This window comes from Pseudomonas sp. THAF187a (assembly GCF_009363395.1).
GTDB lineage: Bacteria > Pseudomonadota > Gammaproteobacteria > Pseudomonadales > Pseudomonadaceae > Aquipseudomonas > Aquipseudomonas khazarica.
The window spans coordinates 2,231,689-2,253,283 of record NZ_CP045349.1; the positions used below are offsets into that span (position 1 = coordinate 2,231,689).

23 protein-coding genes are annotated in these 21,595 nt (G+C 65.2%); 8 read left to right on the forward strand and 15 right to left on the reverse strand.

What is annotated here, in order from left to right; all coding sequences use genetic code 11:
• Positions 1-3: 3 nt before the first annotated feature.
• The 6 genes from ccoO (FIV02_RS10385) to ccoN (FIV02_RS10410) form a co-directional block, all read right to left on the reverse strand.
• Positions 4-612 carry a cytochrome-c oxidase, cbb3-type subunit II gene (gene ccoO, locus FIV02_RS10385; protein ID WP_134675985.1) on the reverse strand — a complete coding sequence of 203 codons (609 nt, stop codon included), beginning with the start codon at positions 610-612 and terminating at the stop codon, positions 4-6.
• A complete protein-coding gene (gene ccoN, locus FIV02_RS10390; RefSeq protein ID WP_134675984.1) occupies positions 612-2,054 on the reverse strand; it encodes a cytochrome-c oxidase, cbb3-type subunit I in 1,443 nt (480 codons plus the stop codon). Before ccoN (FIV02_RS10390) ends, ccoO (FIV02_RS10385) begins: the two co-directional genes overlap by 1 nt.
• 343 nt (positions 2,055-2,397) lie before the next feature.
• Positions 2,398-3,324, reverse strand: coding sequence for a cytochrome-c oxidase, cbb3-type subunit III (ccoP, locus tag FIV02_RS10395; RefSeq protein ID WP_047589881.1), 927 nt, complete (start codon positions 3,322-3,324; stop codon positions 2,398-2,400).
• On the reverse strand, positions 3,321-3,497 hold the full coding sequence (locus FIV02_RS10400; RefSeq protein WP_037057539.1) for a CcoQ/FixQ family Cbb3-type cytochrome c oxidase assembly chaperone: 177 nt from the start codon (positions 3,495-3,497) through the stop codon (positions 3,321-3,323). The genes ccoP and FIV02_RS10400 overlap by 4 nt, the downstream gene beginning before the upstream one ends.
• 5 nt (positions 3,498-3,502) lie before the next feature.
• Positions 3,503-4,111, reverse strand: coding sequence for a cytochrome-c oxidase, cbb3-type subunit II (gene ccoO, locus FIV02_RS10405; RefSeq protein WP_134675983.1), 609 nt, complete (start codon positions 4,109-4,111; stop codon positions 3,503-3,505).
• Positions 4,111-5,550: a cytochrome-c oxidase, cbb3-type subunit I gene (gene ccoN, locus FIV02_RS10410; protein WP_152488562.1), complete on the reverse strand. Its 1,440-nt coding sequence runs from the start codon at positions 5,548-5,550 to the stop codon at positions 4,111-4,113. Before ccoN (FIV02_RS10410) ends, ccoO (FIV02_RS10405) begins: the two co-directional genes overlap by 1 nt.
• 101 nt (positions 5,551-5,651) lie before the next feature.
• Here ccoN (FIV02_RS10410) and FIV02_RS10415 point away from each other — a divergent pair, with 101 nt between their 5' ends.
• From FIV02_RS10415 to FIV02_RS10430, 4 genes are all read left to right on the forward strand, one after another.
• Complete coding sequence (locus tag FIV02_RS10415; protein ID WP_256663116.1) at positions 5,652-6,329, forward strand: alpha/beta family hydrolase; 678 nt, start codon at positions 5,652-5,654, stop codon at positions 6,327-6,329.
• Positions 6,330-6,651: 322 nt separating this feature from the next.
• The gene (locus FIV02_RS10420) at positions 6,652-8,061 is read left to right on the forward strand and encodes a circularly permuted type 2 ATP-grasp protein (protein ID WP_047590580.1); all 1,410 of its coding nucleotides are present in this window, start codon (positions 6,652-6,654) and stop codon (positions 8,059-8,061) included.
• 2 nt (positions 8,062-8,063) lie between these two features.
• On the forward strand, positions 8,064-9,014 hold the full coding sequence (locus FIV02_RS10425; RefSeq protein WP_037053110.1) for an alpha-E domain-containing protein: 951 nt from the start codon (positions 8,064-8,066) through the stop codon (positions 9,012-9,014).
• A complete protein-coding gene (locus FIV02_RS10430; protein WP_047590582.1) occupies positions 9,011-9,808 on the forward strand; it encodes a transglutaminase family protein in 798 nt (265 codons plus the stop codon). The genes FIV02_RS10425 and FIV02_RS10430 overlap by 4 nt, the downstream gene beginning before the upstream one ends.
• Before the next feature lie 6 nt (positions 9,809-9,814).
• Here FIV02_RS10430 and FIV02_RS10435 read toward each other — a convergent pair whose 3' ends face one another.
• Positions 9,815-11,053: an MFS transporter gene (locus tag FIV02_RS10435; protein ID WP_218571706.1), complete on the reverse strand. Its 1,239-nt coding sequence runs from the start codon at positions 11,051-11,053 to the stop codon at positions 9,815-9,817.
• 125 nt (positions 11,054-11,178) lie between these two features.
• On the opposite strand from FIV02_RS10435, the gene FIV02_RS10440 reads away from it, so the two are divergent.
• Positions 11,179-12,066, forward strand: a complete 888-nt coding sequence (locus FIV02_RS10440) for a LysR substrate-binding domain-containing protein (protein ID WP_152488563.1) — start codon at positions 11,179-11,181, stop codon at positions 12,064-12,066.
• Here FIV02_RS10440 and FIV02_RS10445 read toward each other — a convergent pair.
• Together FIV02_RS10445 and FIV02_RS10450 are read right to left on the reverse strand one after the other, a co-directional pair.
• Positions 12,063-12,872 (reverse strand): cytochrome c, encoded by an 810-nt coding sequence (locus FIV02_RS10445; protein ID WP_152488564.1) that lies wholly within the window; start codon positions 12,870-12,872, stop codon positions 12,063-12,065. The genes FIV02_RS10440 and FIV02_RS10445 overlap by 4 nt on opposite strands.
• Positions 12,869-13,231, reverse strand: coding sequence for a rhodanese-like domain-containing protein (locus FIV02_RS10450; RefSeq protein WP_152488565.1), 363 nt, complete (start codon positions 13,229-13,231; stop codon positions 12,869-12,871). Before FIV02_RS10450 ends, FIV02_RS10445 begins: the two co-directional genes overlap by 4 nt.
• Positions 13,232-13,916: 685 nt before the next feature.
• On the opposite strand from FIV02_RS10450, the gene FIV02_RS10455 reads away from it, so the two are divergent.
• Both FIV02_RS10455 and FIV02_RS10460 read left to right on the forward strand, forming a co-directional pair.
• Complete coding sequence (locus FIV02_RS10455; RefSeq protein ID WP_037053104.1) at positions 13,917-15,122, forward strand: acetyl-CoA C-acetyltransferase; 1,206 nt, start codon at positions 13,917-13,919, stop codon at positions 15,120-15,122.
• Between the two features lie 120 nt (positions 15,123-15,242).
• The gene (locus tag FIV02_RS10460) at positions 15,243-17,387 is read left to right on the forward strand and encodes a 3-hydroxyacyl-CoA dehydrogenase NAD-binding domain-containing protein (RefSeq protein WP_152488566.1); all 2,145 of its coding nucleotides are present in this window, start codon (positions 15,243-15,245) and stop codon (positions 17,385-17,387) included.
• Between the two features lie 58 nt (positions 17,388-17,445).
• Here the strand turns inward: FIV02_RS10460 and ptrC are convergent, their stop codons facing one another.
• Entirely contained in the window at positions 17,446-17,646 is a 201-nt protein-coding gene (gene ptrC, locus FIV02_RS10465) for a type III secretion system co-regulatory protein PtrC (protein WP_037053098.1), read from the reverse strand.
• A 21-nt stretch (positions 17,647-17,667) separates the two neighbouring features.
• Positions 17,668-17,781 (reverse strand): PA2485 family small membrane protein, encoded by a 114-nt coding sequence (locus tag FIV02_RS25105; protein ID WP_306085265.1) that lies wholly within the window; start codon positions 17,779-17,781, stop codon positions 17,668-17,670.
• 298 nt (positions 17,782-18,079) lie between these two features.
• Here FIV02_RS25105 and FIV02_RS10470 point away from each other — a divergent pair, with 298 nt between their 5' ends.
• On the forward strand, positions 18,080-18,805 hold the full coding sequence (locus FIV02_RS10470; RefSeq protein WP_037053097.1) for an amidotransferase: 726 nt from the start codon (positions 18,080-18,082) through the stop codon (positions 18,803-18,805).
• Positions 18,806-18,848: 43 nt separating this feature from the next.
• Here the strand turns inward: FIV02_RS10470 and FIV02_RS10475 are convergent, their stop codons facing one another.
• From FIV02_RS10475 to alaC, 4 genes are all read right to left on the reverse strand, one after another.
• Entirely contained in the window at positions 18,849-19,091 is a 243-nt protein-coding gene (locus FIV02_RS10475) for a hypothetical protein (protein WP_152488567.1), read from the reverse strand.
• Between the two features lie 9 nt (positions 19,092-19,100).
• Positions 19,101-19,295, reverse strand: coding sequence for a hypothetical protein (locus tag FIV02_RS10480; RefSeq protein WP_152488568.1), 195 nt, complete (start codon positions 19,293-19,295; stop codon positions 19,101-19,103).
• A 144-nt stretch (positions 19,296-19,439) separates the two neighbouring features.
• On the reverse strand, positions 19,440-20,162 hold the full coding sequence (locus tag FIV02_RS10485; RefSeq protein ID WP_037053094.1) for a 1-acyl-sn-glycerol-3-phosphate acyltransferase: 723 nt from the start codon (positions 20,160-20,162) through the stop codon (positions 19,440-19,442).
• A gap of 160 nt (positions 20,163-20,322) precedes the next feature.
• The gene (gene alaC / locus FIV02_RS10490; RefSeq protein WP_152488569.1) at positions 20,323-21,555 is read right to left on the reverse strand and encodes an alanine transaminase; all 1,233 of its coding nucleotides are present in this window, start codon (positions 21,553-21,555) and stop codon (positions 20,323-20,325) included.
• Positions 21,556-21,595 lie beyond the last annotated feature (40 nt).

Sequence of the window (21,595 nt, forward strand, 5' to 3'; positions counted from 1 at the left end):
GTCTTACCGTTTGTTCTTGATGGAAGTGCCGAGAACCTGCAGGTACGCGACCAGCGCGTCCATTTCGGTCTTGCCTTTCACGGCATCGCGAGCACCGGCGATATCTTCGTCGGTGTAGGGGATGCCGAAGCCACGCATGACTTCCATCTTCTTCGCGGTGTCCTTGCCATCGAGCTTGTTCTCGACCAGCCAGGGGTAGGCCGGCATCTTCGACTCAGGCACTACGTTGCGCGGGTTGTACAGGTGGGCGCGGTGCCACTCGTCCGAGTAGCGGCCGCCGACGCGGGCCAGGTCCGGACCGGTACGCTTGGAGCCCCACAGGAAGGGGTGGTCCCAGACGCTTTCACCGGCGACGGAGTAGTGGCCGTAGCGCTCGGTCTCGGCGCGGAACGGACGGATCATCTGCGAGTGGCAGCCAACGCAACCGTTGGCGATGTAGATGTCGCGGCCTTCCAGCTCCAGCGCGGTGTAGGGCTTGAGGCCTTCGACCGGCTCGTTGGTGACGTCCTGGAAGAACAGCGGGACGATCTGGGTCAGGCCACCGATGCTGACGGCAATCACCATCAGCAGCGCCATCAGGCCGATATTCTTCTCGATGATTTCGTGTTTCATCAGTGAGCTACTCCGGCGGGAATCTGCGCAGCCGCATCGTATTCAGCCGGCTTGGCGGCACGCACGGTGCGGTAGGTGTTGTAGGCCATCAGCAGCATGCCGGTGACGAAGAAGGCACCACCGATCATGCGCACTACATAGCCCGCATGGCTGGCTTCCAGCGCTTCGACGAAGGAGTAGGTGAGGGTGCCGTCTTCGTTGACCGCGCGCCACATCAGACCCTGGGTGATGCCGTTGACCCACATCGAGGCGATGTACAGCACGGTGCCGATGGTGGCCAGCCAGAAGTGCGCGTTGATCAGGCCGATGCTGTGCATCTGCTCGCGACCGAACACCTTCGGAATCAGGTGATACAGCGAACCGATGGAGATCATCGCTACCCAGCCGAGGGCGCCAGCGTGCACGTGGCCGATGGTCCAGTCGGTGTAGTGGGACAGGGCGTTGACGGTCTTGATGGCCATCATCGGGCCTTCGAAGGTGGACATGCCGTAGAAGGCGAGGGAGACCACCAGGAAGCGCAGGATCGGGTCGGTGCGCAGCTTATGCCAGGCGCCGGACAGGCTCATCATGCCGTTGATCATGCCACCCCAGCTCGGCGCCAGCAGGATCACGGACATCGCCATGCCGAGGGACTGGGCCCAGTCCGGCAGTGCGGTGTAGTGCAGGTGGTGCGGGCCGGCCCAGATGTACAGGGTGATCAGCGCCCAGAAGTGCACGATGGACAGGCGATAGGAGTAGATCGGACGCTCGGCCTGCTTGGGTACGAAGTAGTACATCATGCCCAGGAAGCCGGTGGTCAGGAAGAAGCCCACGGCGTTGTGACCGTACCACCACTGGATCATGGCGTCGGTGGCACCGGCATACATGGAGTAGGACTTGGTCAGAGTGACCGGTACTTCCATGCTGTTGACGATGTGCAGCATCGCGGTGACCAGGATGAAGGCGCCGAAGAACCAGTTGCCCACATAGATGTGCTTGGTCTTGCGCTTCATGATGGTGCCGAAGAACACCAGCAGGTAGGTGACCCAGACCACACCCAGGAGGATGTCGATCGGCCACTCGAGCTCGGCGTATTCCTTGGAGCTGGTGTAGCCCATGGGCAGGGTGATCACCGCCAGGACGATGACCGCTTGCCAACCCCAGAAGGTGAAGGCAGCCAGACCGTCGGAGACCAGACGCGTTTGACAGGTGCGCTGGACCACGTAGTACGAGGTCGCGAAGAGGGCGCATCCGCCGAAAGCGAAGATCACCGCGTTGGTATGCAAGGGACGCAGACGGCCGAAGCTGGTCCACGGCAGGCCCAGGTTGAGTTCTGGCCACACGAGTTGTGCGGCGATGAACACGCCTAGACCCATCCCAATGACCCCCCAGATCACCGTCATAATGGCGAACTGGCGGACCACCTTATAGTTATAAGCAGTCTGACTGATTGCTGTGCTCATGCTAGGGGTTCCACGGTTAATGGAGTTTTATGGGGCAAAAATCGGCGGCAAGTATGGAGAAAGCAGGTAGCCATTGCAACGCAACATGCCGACACGAACGGGGTTTCAGAGCCTTTCAAGGGGACTGCGGGCAGGCCCCGGAGACAGCTCTGGCAGCTTTGGCGCAACCAGTTTGCGCAGCGCTAAGAAGGGATCGCCTTGGAGTTGTGTCAGATGGCGACTGAAAGGCAGCTTAGCCCAGATCAAGAAAATTGCAGGGCTATTGGTCGGCAGGTGCGACACTGGGTCGCACAGGTGCGGGGAGGGGCCGGCGACCAGGGGATGATCGCCGGCAAAGCGGGAGTTACTCGTTCTTGCCCTGGCTCAGTTTCAGCACATAGGCCGCCAGCAGGTGGGCCTTGTCGTTACCCAGGAAATCTTCCTGAGGCGGCATGTTGCCACTGCGACCATAGCGGATGGTCTGCTGCAACTGGGCGAAGCTGCTGCCGTAGATGAATGCGCTCGGACGGGTCAGGTCCGGTGCACCCAGGGCAGGGGTGCCCGTGCCGCTGGCGCCGTGGCAGGCGAAGCAGGTGGTGGAGAAGATCTTCTCGCCTGCTGCGACGTCGGCGACTTCACCTTCCGGCAGTTCGCGACCCGCCAGCTGGGTCAGGACGTAGGCGGCAGCGTTGCGCACGCCGTCTTCGCCGATCACCGCACCCTGCGGCGGCATCATGCCGTGACGCCCCTTGAGGATGGTGGTCTTGATGGTCTCCGGCTCGCCGCCCCAGCGCCAGCTGTCGTCGGCCAGGTTGGGGAAGCCGTAGCTGCCCTTGGCGTCGGAACCGTGGCACACCGAGCAGTTGGAGGCGAACAGGCGGCCACCCATCTTCAGGGCTTGCTCGTCCTTGGCCACGTCCTCGATGGGCATGGCGGCGAACTTGGCGAAGATCGGCCCGTACAGCTCATCGGCACGATCCATCTCGCGTTGCCACTGGTTGACCTGGGTCCAGCCGTCCTTGTAACCCGGCAGCAGGCCCTTGAAGTTGCCCAGGCCCGGGTAGAGCAGCAGGTAGGCCGCGCCGAACACCAGGGTGCCGAGGAACAGCATGAACCACCACTTGGGCAGCGGGTTGTCATACTCCTCGATGCCATCGAAGGCATGACCCATGGTCTGCTCGGTCGGGTTCTTGTGCACTTCGCTCTTGCGGGTGGCGAAGATCAGCCAGAACAGCGCGATCAGCGTGCCCACGGTGAGCAGGGTGATGTATAGGCTCCAGAAGGCGGTCATGCTTCGTTACTCCAGACATCGGGCTTGTCGTCGGCGAACGGCAGGTTGGCCGCTGCGTTGAACTCGTCGCGGCGTTCGCCGCTATAGGCCCAGAAGGTGACTGCGGTGAAGGCGATCAGTACCAGCGCGGTACCCAGCCCGCGCAGCGTGCCCACATCGATGAATTCCAACATGGCGCTTACCTCTTGTTCTTCACGGCGGTGCCAAGCACCTGGAGGTAGGCGACCAGCGCGTCCATCTCGCTCTTGCCCTTGACCGCATCACCGGCCCCGGCGATGTCCTCGTCGCTGTAGGGCACGCCAAGGGTGCGCAGGGCACTCATCTTCTTGGCGGTGTCCTGGCCGTCGAGGGTGCTTTCCACCAGCCAGGGGTAGGCCGGCATCTTCGACTCGGGCACGACGTTGCGCGGGTTGTACAGGTGGGCGCGATGCCACTCGTCCGAGTAGCGGCCGCCGACGCGGGCCAGGTCCGGACCGGTACGCTTGGAGCCCCACAGGAAGGGGTGGTCCCAGACGCTTTCGCCGGCGACGGAGTAGTGGCCGTAGCGCTCGGTCTCGGCGCGGAACGGGCGGATCATCTGCGAGTGGCAGCCGACGCAGCCCTCGCGGATGTAGATGTCGCGACCTTCGAGCTGCAGGGCGTTGTAAGGCTTGAGGCCTTCGACCGGCTCGTTGGTGACGTCCTGGAAGAACAGGGGAACGATCTGGGTCAGACCACCGATGCTGACCGCCAGGATCATCACCAGCGCCATCAGGCCGATGTTCTTCTCGAGAATCTCGTGTTTCATCAGTGGGCTCCTTCTACCGAGAACTGCGCAGCGGCTTCCATCTCGGTCGACTCGGCGCTACGCACGGTCAGCCAGACGTTCCAGGCCATCAGCAGCATGCCGCTGAAGAAGATGGCGCCACCGATCACCCGCACCACGAAGCCGACATGGCTGGCTTCCAGCGCTTCGACGAAGGAGTAGGTGAGGGTGCCGTCTTCGTTGACTGCACGCCACATCAGGCCCTGAGTGATGCCGTTGACCCACATCGAGGCGATGTACAGCACGGTGCCGATGGTGGCCAGCCAGAAGTGGCCGTTGATCAGGCCGATGCTGTGCATCTGCTCGCGACCGAAGACCTTGGGAATCAGGTGATACAGCGAGCCGATCGACACCATGGCGACCCAGCCGAGGGCACCGGCGTGCACGTGGCCGATGGTCCAGTCGGTGTAGTGGGACAGGGCGTTGACGGTCTTGATGGCCATCATCGGGCCTTCGAAGGTGGACATGCCGTAGAAGGCCAGGGACACCACCAGGAAGCGCAGGATCGGATCGGTGCGCAGCTTATGCCAGGCGCCGGAGAGGGTCATCATGCCGTTGATCATGCCGCCCCAGCTCGGTGCCAGGAGAATCAGCGACATCACCATGCCGAGGGACTGGGCCCAGTCCGGTAGCGCGGTGTAGTGCAGGTGGTGCGGACCGGCCCAGATGTAGACCGCGATCAGCGCCCAGAAGTGGACGATGGACAGGCGGTAGGAATAGACCGGACGACCTGCCTGCTTGGGCACGAAGTAGTACATCATCCCCAGGAAGCCGGCGGTCAGGAAGAAGCCCACGGCGTTGTGGCCGTACCACCACTGGATCATCGCATCGGTCGCACCCGCGTACAGCGAGTAGGACTTGGTCAGGGTGACCGGAATCTCCATGTTGTTGACCAGGTGGAGGATCGCCACGGTGAGAATGAAACCGCCGAAGAACCAGTTGCCCACGTAGATGTGGCTGACCTTGCGTTGCATGACGGTGCCGAAGAAGACGATGGCGTAGGACACCCACACGATGGTGATGAGGATATCGATCGGCCACTCGAGCTCGGCGTATTCCTTGGAGCTGGTCCAGCCCAGCGGCAGGCTGATCGCGGCGAGCACGATCACCAGTTGCCAGCCCCAGAAGGTGAAGGCAGCCAGCTTGGGTGCGAACAGCGTGGTTTGGCTGGTGCGTTGCACCGCGTAGTAACTGGTGGCGAACAGTGCGCAGCCACCGAAGGCGAAGATCACCGCATTGGTGTGCAGTGGGCGGAGCCGGCCGAAGCTGGTCCAGGGTAGGTTGAAGTTCAGTTCGGGCCAGGCCAGCTGGGCGGCGATGAATACGCCGAGTCCCATGCCGACGATGCCCCAAACCACCGTCATAATGGCGAACTGGCGAACCACCCTGTAGTTGTAGGCGGAACGGGTTGTTGTGTTCATGTCTGGGCTTCCATCCACGGTTATGGCAGAGCGGCCGACATCCGTGGCACCCCTAGGCATGAGCAGGCCATGAACACCACGGATATCGACGCGAGGCAAGCATGAGCAAAGGGCCATCTGGGTTTATTGACGCCGATCAATGTGAGCAGGGGCAGCCCTGGCTGTGGGACGAACCGCCGCAGGCGGCAACGGCCACTCTGATCCTGGCGCACGGGGCAGGCGCAGCGATGGACAGTCCGTTCATGCAGCGCATGGCGCAGGGGCTCGCCGCGCGCGGCGTGCGCGTGGTGCGCTTCGAGTTCGCCTACATGGCCCAGCGCCGTGTGGATGGACGCAAGCGCCCCCCCAATCCCCAGGCGCAACTGCTGCAGCAATGGCGTGACGTCCATGCCCAGGTGCGCCAACGCGTCGCAGGGCCCCTGGCCATCGGCGGCAAGTCCATGGGCGGGCGCATGGCCAGTCTGCTGGCAGACGAACTGGGGGCGGCTGCCCTGGTTTGCCTGGGCTACCCTTTCTATGCCGCCGGAAAACCGGAAAAGCCCCGTGTCGCCCACCTGGCCGAGCTGCGCACGCCGACGCTGATCGTCCAGGGCGAACGCGATGCGCTGGGTAATCGTGAGGCGGTCGCCGCCTACGCCTTGTCCACGGCCATCGACCTGCACTGGCTGGCCGCCGCCGACCACGACCTCAAGCCGCTGAAGGCGTCGGGCTACACTCATGAGCAGCACCTCGACACGGCCGTGCAGGTCGTTGCCGAGTTTCTCGCCTCCAGGCAGTGAGGGGGCGCTTCAGCCGGGGGCAGGTCATGCCGTCGCCTGCGTGCGAAAGCGATTGCACTTGACCGAGCGGTCACGCAATGTGGCGGACAGATGGCCGCGTCCGGCGCGGAGCGGGTGGTGCAGGCTTTCTGCCTGCATCGCGAGGCGTTCGCCGCTCCAGCGCCACCTAATGGGGCGACAGGTTGTGACGGCAACATTGCGCCGCACCTTGATGGTGCGTGGAGTATTCGATCATTTGCTAGGTTGTTGAAATTAAAGGATTAATAGTGCTGGCTCGGGCCTTGCAGAGGATGCTGCAAGTCCGGGTGACAAGGAGTACGGCATGGCCCGCACCTTTTATGACGAGATGTACGACGCGAGTGGCGCTGTCCGCCCGCACTACCGAGAGTTCGCCCGCTGGCTGGCGGAAACGCCGGACGAGCTGCTGGCCCAGCGCCGGCGCGAAGCCGATCTGTTGTTCCATCGCGCGGGTATCACCTTCACCCTCTACGGCGACGATCAGGGCACCGAGCGGCTGATTCCCTTCGACATCGTTCCACGCGCCATACCCGCCAGCGAGTGGCGCATCGTCGAGCGTGGCTGCATCCAGCGCGTGCAGGCGCTCAACCTGTTCCTCGCCGACCTCTACCACGACCAGCGCATCATCAAGGCGGGCATCATCCCGGCCGAACAGGTGCTGGCCAACGAGGGGTACCAGATGGCCATGCAGGGGCTCGACCTGCATCGCGACATCTACGCGCACATCGCCGGGGTCGACCTGGTGCGCGATGGCGACGGCAGCTACTACGTGCTCGAGGACAACCTGCGTACGCCGAGCGGCGTCAGCTACATGCTCGAAGACCGCAAGATGATGATGCGCCTGTTCCCCGAGTTGTTCGCCGCGCAGCGCGTGGCGCCGGTGGATCACTACCCGAACCTGCTGCTCGACGCGCTGAAGAGCTCCAGCCCGCTGGACAACCCCACGGTCGTGGTGCTGACCCCGGGACGTTTCAACAGCGCCTATTTCGAGCACGCCTTCCTGGCCCGCGAGATGGGTGTGGAGCTGGTGGAGGGGGCGGACCTGTTCGTGCGTGACGACAAGGTCTACATGCGCACCACCGCGGGGGCGCGCCAGGTCGACGTGATCTACCGCCGTCTCGACGACGCCTTCCTCGATCCGCTGGCCTTCAACCCCGAGTCGATGCTCGGCGTCGCCGGGCTGCTGTCGGCCTATCGCGCGCGCAACGTGGTGCTGGCCAACGCCATCGGCACCGGTGTCGCGGACGACAAGTCGGTCTATCCCTTCGTCGGCGACATGATCCGCTTCTACCTGGACGAGGAGCCGATTCTCAAGAACGTGCCGACCTGGCAGTGCCGCAAGCCGGAGGAGCTGTCCCACGTGCTGGCCAACCTGTCCGAGCTGGTGGTCAAGGAAACCCAGGGCTCCGGTGGCTACGGCATGCTGGTGGGGCCGGCGGCGAGCAAGGCCGAGATCGAGACCTTCCGTGCCCGCCTGATCGCCAAGCCGGAGGCCTACATCGCCCAGCCGACGCTGAGCCTGTCGACCTGCCCGACCTTCGTCGAGCGCGGTATCGCACCGCGCCATATCGATCTGCGTCCGTTCGTCCTGACCGGCCGCGAAACCCGCCTGGTGCCTGGCGGCCTGACGCGCGTGGCCCTGCGCGAAGGCTCGCTGGTGGTCAACTCGTCGCAAGGCGGCGGGACCAAGGACACCTGGGTGGTGGAGGACTAATCATGCTCAGTCGTACTGCCTCCGATCTGTACTGGATGTCGCGCTACCTGGAGCGTGCCGAGAACCTCGCGCGCATGCTCGACGTCAGCTACTCGCTGTCGCTGATGCCGCAGGACGGCCGTGGCGACGGCCTCGACGAACTGGCCATGCCGCTGCTCATCACCGGCACGCTGGACGAATACCTGGAGCGTCATGGCCCGCTGCATGCCGAGCGCATGCTGCACTTCTTCGCCCTCGATGCGAGCAACCCCGGCAGCATCTACTGCTGCCTGCAGGCGGCGCGCAGCAATGCGCACGCGGTGCGCGGGCGCATCACCGCCGACATGTGGGAGAACATCAACGCCACCTGGCTGGAAATGCGCGGCATCGCCGAGCAGGGGCTGGGGCGTTATGGCATCAGTCGCTTCTGCGAGTGGGTCAAGGAGCGTTCGCACCTGTTCCGTGGCGCCACCTTCGGCACCATCATGCGTGGCGAGGCCTATCGCTTCATCCGCCTGGGCACCTTCATCGAGCGCGCCGACAACACCCTGCGTCTGCTCGATGCGCGCTACGAAATGCTCGGCGAAGAGATCGACGAACTGGAGGAGCGCACGGCGCGCAGTTACTACCAGTGGAGCGCGCTGCTGCGTGCGCTGTCCTCGTTCGAGGCCTTCGCCGAGATCTACCGTGGCTCGCCGCGCACGCGCAAGGTCGCCGAACTGCTGCTGCTGCGTCCGGACGTGCCGCGTTCGCTGCGCGCCTGCATGGAAGAACTCAACCTGATGCTCGCCGGTCTACCAGGAGAGAACGGTCGCCCCGCGCAGCGCCTGGCCGCCGAACTGGATGCGCGCCTGCGCTACACCAGCATCGACGAAGTGCTCGACGAAGGTCTGCACGCCTGGCTGACCGACTTCATCCTGCTGGTGCGCCAGCTGGGCAACACCATCCACACGTCCTATCTGGAGGTCGCATGAGACTTTCGATCAGTCATGACACCACCTACCGTTACGATGATCAGGTGCGCGCGAGTATCCAGTACCTGCGCCTGACCCCGCATGACAGCGAGCGACAGCAGGTGCTCAGCTGGCAGCTCGATCTGCCGCGCCCGGTGCATGCGCAGATCGATCCGTACGGCAACATCCTGCATGTGCTGACCCTGGACGAGCCGCACGAGGCCATCGTCATCGGCGCCCGGGGCCAGGTGGAGATCGACGAGACGTGCGAGGCCGAGCACGAGCAGCAGTCGGCGTTGCCGTTCCTGCGCTTCACCCGCCTGACCCAGGCGGATGACGCCATTCGCGAGTTCGCCGCGCAGCACGCCAGGGCGCACAGCGACCGCAACGGACTGATCGACCTGATGCATGCGCTCAATGCCCATATCGTCTATCAGCCGGGCGTCACCGAGGTGGATACCAGCGCCGCCGAGGCCTTCGCCGGTCGCCGTGGTGTCTGCCAGGACCACACCCATGCCTTCCTCGCCTGTGCTCGCAGCCTGGGGGTGCCGGCGCGTTACGTGTCGGGCTACCTGTACACGGACGATGCCGAGCACCTGGCCAGCCATGCCTGGGCCGAGGCCTGGGTCGGCGATGCCTGGTACAGCTTCGACGTGACCAACTGCCTGGCACGCCCTGAGCGTCACCTGAAGCTGGCGGTCGGCCTGGACTACCTCGATGCCTGCCCGGTGCGCGGCATGCGCCGTGGCGGTGGTTGCGAGCAGATGCATGCGCAGGTGCAGGTCGCGCCGTTGCTGCAGGTGCGCCAGCAGTAGGGCCGCTCAGCCGCGCGACGCGCGCAGCAGCGGCCAGGCTGCCAGCGTCAGCAGGGCCGCCACGCCCCACACCAGCGGCCAGTCACCGTGGCGCAGGCCGGTGGCGACCAGCGTCGGGGTGAGGAACATGCCGGCGAACACCAGGGTGTTGGCCATGCCCAGCACCGTGCCCGCACGGGCCACGCCGGCCTGGCTGGCCAGTTCGGTATAGGCCACGCCGTGCCATGCCGAGATCAGGATGCCGCAGCCGATCAGCAGCGCCAGCACCAGCGCCGGGGGCAGCATCTGCCGCGTCAGCAGGGCGGTGGCACCGGCCAGTAGCAGGTAGGCCGCAGCGGCCGCCAGCACGCAGCGCCACAGGTACAGATGACGATTGCCGTTGCGGTCGCTCCAGCGCCCGCTCAGCACGCGTGCGACGGCGGCACCGAGCTGCAGGGTGGCCAGACTGGCACTGACCATGAGCAGGCTGCCGCCGAGCTGCTCGTGTATGAACACCGCACCGAAGCTGAGGATCACGAACTGCGGCATGCACAGCACGCCGATACCCAGCGCCAGGCGCCACAGCGGCGCTTCGCTCCAGGCCGGGCGCAGGGCGCGGCGCTCGGGTTCCGCGAGGGACTGGCCGGGAGCCTCGTGCAGCCAGCGCCAGGTCAGGTAGCCGGCCAGCGCGCAGAGCCCGGCGAGCAGGCCGAACACCAGGCTGAACCCCTGCTGGCGCGCCAGTGACGGCAGCACGCAGGCCCCCAGCAGGCCGCCCAGGGGCACGGCGGTCTGGCGGATGCTCATGGCCAGCCCGCGTTCGCCGGGGCCGAACCAGGCCATCACCGCGCGACCGCTTGCGGCGTTCACGCTACCGCCGGCCAGCCCGGCGAGCGTCAGGCCGGCGCACAGGCGTATCAGGGCGCCATCACCCGGCTGCCCGCCGATGGCCAGGCCAAGCAGCGCCAGACCAGTCACCAGCAGGCCGCAGAGCAGCACCGGGCGGTCGCCCCAGCGGTCGGTCAGCATGCCCCAGGGCAACTCGCTCAGAGCCAGTCCCAGACCCATGCTGCCGAAGACCCAGGCCAGTTCGGCATGGCCGAAGCCGTAGTCGCTGCTCAGGCTCAGTGCCGTGGTCGGCAGGCCGGCGGTAGCGGCAATCAGCGCGGCGTTGGCGACGAAGCCGGCGATCAGCACCTTCCAGCGCTGGCTCAGCGGCGGGGCCTGTGGCGGACAGGTGGTGGCGGTGGGGGCGGGCATGTTCATGATCGGTTCTCGCTGCACATGCGCAGGCCGGATGCCTCGCGCTTGAGGTCTGGCAGTGTGCGAGAGAGAATCCGTGCTGAAAATCGGATAATTTCCAACTGTTGATTCCAAAAAACGGGAGTGTCATGCGCCTGACCAACTTCGACATGGACGCCCTGCGCACCTTCGTTACCGGGGTCGAACTGGGCAGCTTCGCTCGCGCCGCGCAGCGCCTGGGGCGCTCGACCTCGGCCACCAGCGCACAGCTGCGCAAGCTCGAGAGTCAGGCCGATGCCTTGCTGCTGCGTCGCGCGGGGCGCGGCCTGGCGCTGACCGACAGCGGCGAGCTGATGCTGGCTTACGCCCGACGCCTGCTGGCCCTCAATGACGAGGCCTGCGCCGCGCTGCACAGCGGCCGGCTCGGTGGTGAGGTGCGTCTGGGTCTGCAGGAAGACTTCGGCGAAATCCTCCTGCCGGAGGTGCTCGGCCGCTTTGCGCGCTTGCATCCACGGGTGCGCATCGAGGTGCGGGTGGCGCGCAACGCCGAGTTGCTCGAGGCGCTCGCCGCTGGTGGGCTCGACCTGGCGCTGGTCTGGGGGGGCGATCCCGCTGCACCGGGGCGCGAGCTCCTGGGCCGCGTGCCGATGTGCTGGATCGGCGACGCCGAGGTGCTGGCCCGCTGGCGCGAACAGGCGGGCGAACCGTTACCACTGCTGTGCTTCGAGGCGCCATGCCTGTTCCGTTCCGAGCCATGCGCGGCGCTGGATCGTGCCGGTTTGCCCTGGCGCGTGGCGTTCTCCAGCGCCAACCTGGGTGGCCTGTGGGCCGCCGCGCGGGCGCGCCTGGGCATCACCGTGCGTACGGCGTTGTGCCTGCCGGCCGGCGTCGAGGTCCTGCCGAGCGGCAGCAGCGGGTTGCCGCCGCTGCCGGCGCTGGAGCTGGCCCTGCACCGCGCCGAGGCGCAGCCGAGCGAGCCGGTGCAGTTGCTGCAGAGCCTGATCCGCGAGGCGCTGGAGGAGAGCCTGCCGCGCTAGCCCGGCGGCGGGAGCTTGCGCGTGGCCATGTGCTGCAGGTAGGCGATCAGCTGCTGCAGCTGCGTGGCGTCGAGCACCTGCTCGGAGAAGCCGGGCATGCGTGCCTGCGGCCAGCGCCGCAGGCTTTGCGGGTCGCGGATATACTGGCGCAGGAAGTCGCCGGTGAAGTACTCGGTGGGGTTGTAGGGGATATTCAGATCGGGGCCGAACGCGGAATCACCGGCGCCATTGAGGCGGTGGCAGGCCATGCAGTTCTTCTGGAACAGGGCGAAGCCGGCCTGCACCTCGCTGCTCGCGTCACCGGCCGGGAGCAGGGCGGGGAAGCGTTGCTCCACCGCCGCGAGCTGGCGAATCCTGACGACCTGGAAGGGCCACTGCTCGGGGCTGATCTGGCTGGCGTGCGGGGCGGTCCAGACCAGGTAGAACGGCCCCGCGCTGGCCTTGCCCTGGGCCAGCGGTGGCCATGGCTCGTCCGGGTCTTCGATGGCCAGCCAGGCCTTGGCCCCTTCGTCGGCCAGCAGCAGGGCGGCCGGAAGCTCGGCGGCGAAGCCGTCCGATGCCACCGCCTGCAGGTGATCGCCCGCCGTCACGCCCTCGAGCAGCGCGCGGATCGGGACCGCACGGTAGCGCATGGGGCGCTTGTAGCTGACGTCGTCGGCGATCTCGATGTCGCGGGCCTGAGGGTGGTGCAACAGTTCGCTGCTGCTCCAGCTGCGCGTGCCAGCGTTCAGTTGCGCGGCGAACTCGCCAGCCTGCAGCGAGAGGGAACAGCCAAGAAGCATCAGGCTGACCAGCAGCCCCCTCATTCGCCGCGCTCCAGGAGCGGCAGCAGGTCGTCATACGCGCCTGCATTGATCACCCGGCTGTAGCCCAGTGCCTGCAGCTTGTCCTGCGCGAATGAGGAGCGCCGCCCGCTGCGGCAGTACAGCACCAGCGGGCGGTCCTTGTCGGGGGCCACGCTGGCGATGCGTTCCGCGATCCGATCATGTTCGAGGTTGATGGCGCCGGGCAGGGCACCGTCGGCGAATTCCTCGGCGCTGCGCACGTCGATCAGCAGGCTGTCTTCGTCTTGCAGCGTCTCGAGTGCGGCAGCCTGGTCCACTTCCGCTGCGTGGGCGCCGGCAAGGGTGAACAGGCCGGCAAGGAAGAGAATGGCGAGGCGCATGTCTGGCTCCGGGGCTGGCGAGGGATCGAACTATCTTTGCCCGATGCGGGCGCGCCGTCCAGACGGGGTGTCACCAGGTCATGGGAAAGCACCCGCCCTGTGCCGAGCGCACCACGGCGTCTGCACAGCAGCGGGGCGTTGCTGGCTCAGCTGACCAGACGGGTCAGGTTGGGAAGGATCAGTATGACCGCCGTGGCGAAGAGAATGACGCCAGCCTGACGGTATTTCGGCTGCTTGTTCATGGCCATATGCCTCTTGTTGTTATGGGCGTCGTGTCGGACGCCTGCCGGTCTGCCTGGCGAGCTGCTGCCTGGGCGTAGTTCCATCGACCGCCCCGGCATGACCCAGCGACGGTTCCCTGCACCGGTTTTCGTCAAGGTGCATGACTAACTCTAGGGCTGCAGTCAGCGCTTTCTTAGATGACTTGGTTGCTAATGGCTGGCTGCTAGGAAACACGCGCTATGACGCTCGCCAGGCGCGCAGGCCGCATGCCTTGTGGCAGACAGGTTGCTCGGGCCCATGTGCCCGTTGACGAACAAACGACCGTTCGTCTGAGCTCAGTGGTCAATGGCGCTGAGCGCTTCGGTCATTGAGCGCTGGCCTCGTGGCGCTAAGGTAGGGACGCTCAAACAAGAACCGGCGCGGCGCCGTGATCGCCAGCGCCGCATGACCTTCCGAGGATGCCATGACCGAAGCTTATATTTTCGACGCGGTACGCACGCCGCGTGGCAAGGGCAAGAAGGACGGCGCGCTGTACAGCGTCAAGCCCGTCCAGCTGGTCGCCGGCCTGCTGACTGCCCTGCAAGCCCGTAACGATCTGGATACCAGCCAGGTGGACGACATCGTGCTGGGTTGCGTGACGCCGGTAGGCGACCAGGGCGCCGACATCGCCAAGACCGCCGCGATGGTGGCCGACTGGGACGTATGCGTGGCGGGCGTGCAGCTCAATCGCTTCTGCGCCTCGGGGCTGGAGGCGGTGAACATGGGGGCGATGAAGGTGCGCTCCGGCTTCGAGGACCTGGTGGTGGTCGGTGGCGTCGAGTCGATGTCACGCGTGCCCATGGGCTCCGACGGCGGCGCCTGGGTGATGGACCCGGAAACCAACATTCACTCCAATTTCGTGCCGCAGGGCATCGGCGCCGACCTGATCGCGACGCTGGAAGGGTTCACCCGCGCGGACGTCGATGCCTTCGCCCTGCGTTCGCAGCAGAAGGCCGCGCGCGCCAGCGGCAATGGCGCATTCGCCAGGTCCCTGGTGCCGGTCCGCGACCAGAACGGCATCCTGCTGCTCGAACATGACGAATTCATCCGGGGCGACTCGACGCTGGAGGGGCTGAACAAGCTCAAGCCCAGCTTCGAGATGATGGGGCAGATGGGCTTCGATGCCACCGCCTTGCGCGTCTACAGTCATGTCGAGCGTATCGAGCATGTGCACACGCCGGGCAACAGCTCCGGCATCGTCGACGGCGCCGCGCTGATGCTGATCGGCTCCGCGGCCAAGGGCAGCGAACTGGGCCTGAAACCACGTGCGCGCATCGTCGCCACGGCGGTGACCAGTACCGATCCGACCATCATGCTCACCGGGCCGGCGCCCGCCACGCGCAAGGCGCTGGCCAAGGCGGGGCTGGCGGTGGATGACATCGACTTGTTCGAGGTCAACGAGGCCTTCGCCTCGGTGGTGATGAAGTTCATGAAGGACATGGGCGTGAGCGAGGACAAGGTCAACGTCAATGGCGGCGCGATCGCCATGGGCCACCCGCTGGGCGCCACCGGCTGCGCGATCCTCGGCACGCTGCTCGACGAACTGGAGAAGCGCCAGTTGCGCTATGGCCTGGCCACCCTTTGCGTGGGCGGTGGCATGGGTATCGCCACCATCATCGAACGTATCTAGGAGCTGTCACGGGCGACTGCGCTCGGCCACGCGGCGCTGGAAGTCCAATGATTTCCGCCTTGCCTGAGCCGCGCGCGTGACGCCCCTGAAGCACTCCCCGAATATTTGGGACGTGAAAAAATGACTGACGCCATCCGCTACGAAAAAGGCCAGGACGCTATCGTCGTCCTGACCATGGACATGCCCGGCCAGAGTGCCAACACCATGAACGCGGTGTACCGCGAGGCCATGGCCGAGATCGTCGACCGCCTGGAGGCGGAAAAGGACACCATCGCCGGGGTCATCGTCACCTCGGCGAAGAAGACCTTCTTCGCCGGCGGCGACCTCAACGAACTGATCCAGGTCACCCCGGCCGACGCCCAGGGTTTCTACGAGATGATCCTCAAGATCAAGGGCCAGTTGCGCCGTCTCGAGACCCTCGGCAAGCCGGTGGTCGCGGCCATCAACGGCGCCGCGCTGGGTGGCGGCTGGGAGATCGCCCTGGCTTGCCACCAGCGCATCGCCCTGAACGAGCCCCATGTGCAGCTCGGCCTGCCGGAGGTCACCCTGGGGCTGCTGCCTGGTGGCGGCGGCGTGGTGCGCATGGTGCGCATCCTCGGCCTGGAGAAGGCGCTGCCGTACCTGGCCGAAGGCAAGAAGGTGCGCCCGGAGGCAGCGCTCAAGGCCGGGCTGATCCATGAGCTGGCCGGCGACCGCGAGGAGATGCTGGCCAAGGCGCGGGCCTGGATCGCCGCCAACCCGACCGCGCGGCAGCCCTGGGACGTGCAGGGCTACAAGATTCCGGGGGGGACGCCGAGTTCACCGAACGTGGCGCAGATGCTGGCCATTGCCCCGAGCGTGTTGCGCGACAAGACCCGGGGCTGCTTCCCCGCGCCGGAGAAAATCATGTGCGCGGCGGTCGAGGGCGCGCAGGTCGACTTCGACACCGCGCAGATCATCGAGGCGCGCTACTTCACCGAGCTGACCTGCGGTCAGGTGGCGAAGAACATGATCGGCACCTTCTGGTTTCAGCTCAATGAGATCAATGCCGGCGGTTCGCGCCCGCAGGGTTACCCGAAGACCCGGACGAAGAAGGTCGGCGTGCTCGGCGCGGGCATGATGGGTGCGGGTATCGCCTACGTATCGGCAGCGGCAGGTATCGAGGTGGTGCTCAAGGACGTGTCCGTCGAAGCGGCGGAGAAGGGCAAGGGCTACTCGGCCAGGCTGCTGGACAAGAAGGTCGGCAGGGGGCACATGAGCGCCGAGCAGCGCGACGCGTTCCTCGAGCTGATCAAGGCGAGCGACAGCGAGGCGGACTTCGACGGCTGCGACCTGATCATCGAAGCGGTATTCGAGGATCGTGCGCTCAAGGGCAAGGTCACCGCCGCCGCAGAAGCCGCCGCGCTGGGCGACGCAGTGATCGCCTCCAACACCTCGACGCTGCCGATCACCGGTCTGGCGACTGCCGTGGCCAGGCCGGAGAACTTCATCGGTCTGCATTTCTTCAGTCCGGTGGACAAGATGCCGCTGGTGGAAATCATCCGCGGCGAGAAGACCTCCGACGAGACGCTGGCGCGTGGTTTCGACTACGTCATGCAGATCAAGAAGACCCCCATCGTGGTCAACGACAGCCGTGGCTTCTTCACCTCGCGGGTGTTCGGCACCTTCACCAACGAAGGCCTGGCCATGCTTGGCGAAGGCGTCAGCGCAGCGATGATCGAGAACGAGGCACGCAACGCCGGCATGCCGGTCGGCCCGCTGGCGATCAGCGATGAAGTGTCGATGAGCCTGATGAACCACATCCGCCAGCAGACCATCAAGGACCTGGCGGCAGAGGGCAAATCCATCCCCGAGCACCCGGCTTTCGCGGTCATCGACATGATGCTGGGCGAGTACAAGCGTCCAGGCAAGGCGGCGGGCATGGGTTTCTACGACTACCCGGCCGCTGGCAAGAAGCACCTGTGGCCCGAGCTCAAGGCGCGTTTCGAAAAGGCCGATGCGCAGATTCCGCAGCAGGATGTCCGCGACCGGATCCTGTTTATCCAGGCCATCGAAACGGTACGTTGCGTCGAGGAGGGCGTGCTGCAGTCGGTGGCCGATGCCAACGTCGGCTCGATCTTCGGCATCGGCTTCGCCGCCTGGACGGGCGGTGCGCTGCAGTACATCAATCAGTACGGGGTGAAGGACTTCGTCGCCCGTGCGCAGTACCTGGCCGAGCAATATGGCGAGCGCTTCCTGCCGCCGGCACTGCTGCTGGAGAAGGCAGCCAAGGGCGAGTGCTTCTGAGGCGACTGGTGTGCAAAGAGACGGCCCGATGGGCCGTTTCTTTTTTGGGGAGCGTCCGTCAGGCCGCCTGGCACCAGCCCTGTTGAATGCACACCGCTTCGTGGATGGCCAGCATCTCGCTGTAGCGGGTCGGCATGCGCAGGGTCAGCATGCTGCCGTCATCGAGCTGCAGGGCGGCTTCGCTCTCGAACTGCAGGCCGTCGTCTTGCAGGTGAACGTAGGTGACGCCATAGGCGTCCAGGCTGAGTTGGCTGTGCATGGCGGCTCTCCTGGCGGGTCGTCAGCTGGAACGGACGTCGCGGTTTGCCGGTGCCGCAGGGGCAGGGCGAGCCGGGGCGGAGGTCTGGAAGGTGGAAGCAGCGGCGAAGCTGGCGAGCGCGGCATAAATGCTCATGATCGATTTCCTTCTGTGTGAAGAGGGCGACTGCCCGGTGAAGTGATATTCACCGCAGGCTCGCCATCACAGAAGTGAATGGTGTGCATGGTAACTATCGAAGCGGCTGATAGCGCCTCGTGCAGCGCCATTGCGTCAGGGCGATGTCAATTTTAATTGACGAATGTTCGCAGCCTTGCACAGGGCTCCGGAACGCCGAATATGCGTGTAAATCAGGCTTGGCTATTTCTTTGTGTGGGGGCATGTGTTAAGAAAAACGCACAAATCGTCCTACCTTCGTGCTCACACAGGAAACCTCATGTCACTGCGTATCTGCATCCTGGAAACTGACATCCTCCGTCCCGAACTGGTCGACCAGTATCAGGGCTATGGCCGTATGTTCGAGCAGCTTTTCGCTCAGCAACCGGTTGCGGCGGAGTTCAGTGTCTACAACGTGGTGGAGGGGCATTACCCGCCCGACAGCGAGCAGTTCGACGCCTACCTGGTGACCGGCAGCAAGGCGGATTCGTTCGGCAGCGAGCCATGGATCCAGACCCTCAAGCAGTACCTGCTCGAGCGCTACCAGCGTGGCGACAAGCTGCTGGGCATCTGCTTTGGTCACCAGTTGCTGGCGCTGTTGCTGGGCGGCAAGGCCGAGCGTGCCGAGCAGGGCTGGGGTGTTGGCGTGCACAGCTATCGCCTGCAGGGCAACCCGGAGTGGATGAGCCCGGCACTGGACGAGCTGCAACTGCTGATCAGCCACCAGGACCAGGTCACTCGCCTGCCGGAGAAGGCCACGCTGCTGGCGTCCAGCGACTTCTGCCCGATCGGTGCGTACCACATCGAGGATCAGGTGTTGTGCTTCCAGGGCCATCCCGAGTTCATCCACGATTACTCGCGGGCGCTGCTCGAGCTGCGTCAGCAGCACCTTGGTGAGCAGGTCTATCAGCAAGGGGTGGACAGCCTCAAGCACGCCCAGCAGGGCAGTGTGGTGGGTGAGTGGATGATGCGTTTCGTCGCCCAGGGCAGGAAAGCCAAGGTCTGAGCCTGATTCGCAGGCATGAAAAAGCCCGGATTTCCGGGCTTTTTCATGCCTGCCTGACGGGCAGGAAGTAGGGCGAGAAGTGCTCGTCGCGGCTGGGTGGCGGACTGCTGCGTTGCCGCTTGAGGCTCTCGGCCAGGTCGAGGTGATGGGCGAGCTTGTGGCTGCACTCGATGTTGCGCGCCACCGCGCCAGCCGAGCCCTTGCCGATGCCAACCAGGGCCAGCAGGGTGGTCAGCAGGGCCATGCCGGCAAGCATCAGCAGGCGGCTCCGTTGGGTTCTGAGCATGGCCGCACCTCAGCTTGGCGAGAGGGCGCGCAACAGCGCCGGCAGCTGGCTGATCAGCGTCTGCAGCGGCGCCGACTGTTCGAAGGTCGGCGTGCTTGGCTTCAGGCTGGCATAGCTCAGCACCAGCGCCGTGGAGGTGCTGATCAGATACAGGCCGATGGCTGCGAGGGCGCCGTTGCGGGCCGCTTGTGCGAGGCGTGACATGTCCGTGCTCCAGGTCTTGGGTAGGCGTGGGCACAGAATCGCTCAAGGCATTTCGATTGAATAATGGATGTGCAGCAGAGTAACTATCGATCGTTTTGATGGTTGCCGCAGGTTGTCGGTGCGCACCGACAACCCGCCTGCCAGTCAGGCGCTGGCCAGTTCCGCGTCCATGCTGCTGATGCATTCGCGCATGGCCTGCTGGCAGCGCTCCATCAGCGCCGGCATGTCGTCCAGGCTCAGGCCGGCAGTGGGGATGGCCGGCAGCGAGCGGATCAGGATGCGGCCGCTGTTCCAGCGGTTGAGACGCATGGACCTGGCATAGTTGCTCACGCACACCGGAATGATCGGAACACCGGCGTTGATCGCCATCTGGAAGGCGCCTTTCTTGAACGGCAGCAGGCCACGGCCGAGATTGCGCGTGCCCTCCGGGAACACCCAGATCGAGGTGTCGTGATCACGCAGGGTTGCGGTGGTGGTCAGCATGGCGCGCTTGGCAGCCAGGGCGTTGCTGCGGTCGATCAGCACGTTGCCCGCCAGCCAGTACAGCTGGCCGAAGAACGGCACCCATTTGAGGCTCTTCTTGCCGATGCTCACCGTGCGCCTGGGCACCACGCGGCCCAGCACGTACAGGTCGAAGTTGGACTGATGGTTGGCAATGATCACGCATGAGCGCTGGTGTTCCAGCAGCGGGCGGACGTCGGCCTTGAGCTTGAGGCGCAGCAGGCACAGCGCGGGCAGCGAGTAGAGGCGTGCGCAGAGGCGGCTGTTGTCCGGGTTGAAGGGGCGGCACAGGCCGAGCAGCAGGCCGAGCAGCCCGGCGAAGATGAAATGCACGCCCATCAGCAGCATGCGCAGAACGAAGAGCATCGAGGTACGACCGTCAGGGAAGGGGCGCGCAGTGTACGGGCGTTCACTCTGTCGGGCAATTCCCCGGAACTACCAGCTGAGGTTGGCAAACGTCATGAATTGTCGCAGATCTTGTCAGCTTTGCCGCTGATGGAAAAAGGGCGCCTCGCGGCGCCCTCTGTCACTGTTCCTGATCGGCTCTGGCGGGCTTGCCCGGCAGCAGGCCGTCGGCCCTGAACATCGCCTTGATCCCGCGCAGCGCCTGGCGGGTGCGGTCCTGGTTCTCGATCAGGGCGAAGCGGACGTGGTCGTCGCCGTAGTCACCGAAGCCCAGGCCGGGTGACACGCAGACCTTGGCTTCGGCCAGCAGCTTCTTGGCGAACTCCAGCGAGCCCAGATGCGCGTAGGCCTCGGGAATCTTGGCCCAGACGTACATCGAGGCCTTGGGCTTCTCTACCATCCAGCCGATCTCGTGCAGCCCCTTGACCAGCAGGTTGCGACGCTGGCGGTACTGCTCGGCGATATCGCGCACGCATTGCTGGTCGCCTTCCAGGGCGGCGATGGCGGCCACCTGCAGGGGCGTGAAGGTGCCGTAGTCGTGGTAGCTCTTGATCCGCGCCAGGGCGTTGACCAGCTCGGGGTTACCGACCATGAAACCGATGCGCCAGCCGGCCATGTTGTAGCTCTTGGACAGAGTGAAGAACTCCACTGCGATGTCCTTGGCGCCCGGCACCTGCATGATCGACGGGGCCTTCCAGCCGTCATAGACGATGTCGGCATAGGCCAGGTCATGCACCACCAGTACGTCGTACTGCTTGGCCAGGGCGACCACGCGCTCGAAGAAGTCCAGCTCCACGCACTGTGCGGTGGGGTTGGAGGGGAAGCCCAGGATCATCATCTTCGGCTTGGGAATCGACTCGCGGATGGCGCGTTCCAGCTCCGCGAAGAAGTCCACGCCCGGCACCAGCGGTACCGAACGCACCTGGGCGCCGGCGATCACCGCGCCGTAGATGTGGATCGGGTAGCTGGGGTTGGGCACCAGCACGGTGTCGCCATGATCCAGGGTGGCCAGCATCAGGTGCGCCAGGCCTTCCTTGGAGCCGATGGTGACGATGGCTTCGCTTTCCGGATCGATCTCCACGTCGTAGCGGTCCTTGTACCAGCGCGAGATGGCGCGGCGCAGGCGTGGAATACCGCGGGAGGTGGAGTATCCGTGGGTGTCTTCGCGCTGGGCGACCTGCACGAGCTTCTCGACGATGTGCGGCGGAGTCGCACCGTCGGGGTTGCCCATGGAGAAGTCGATGATGTCTTCACCGCGACGGCGTGCAGCCATCTTCAGTTCGGCGGTGATGTTGAAGACGTAGGGGGGGAGACGATCGATGCGCGCAAAGCGGCGCTTGGCGTTCTCTGCCATGATTTCCTCGGATACGTAAGCGCCCGGAACCGTCCGAGCG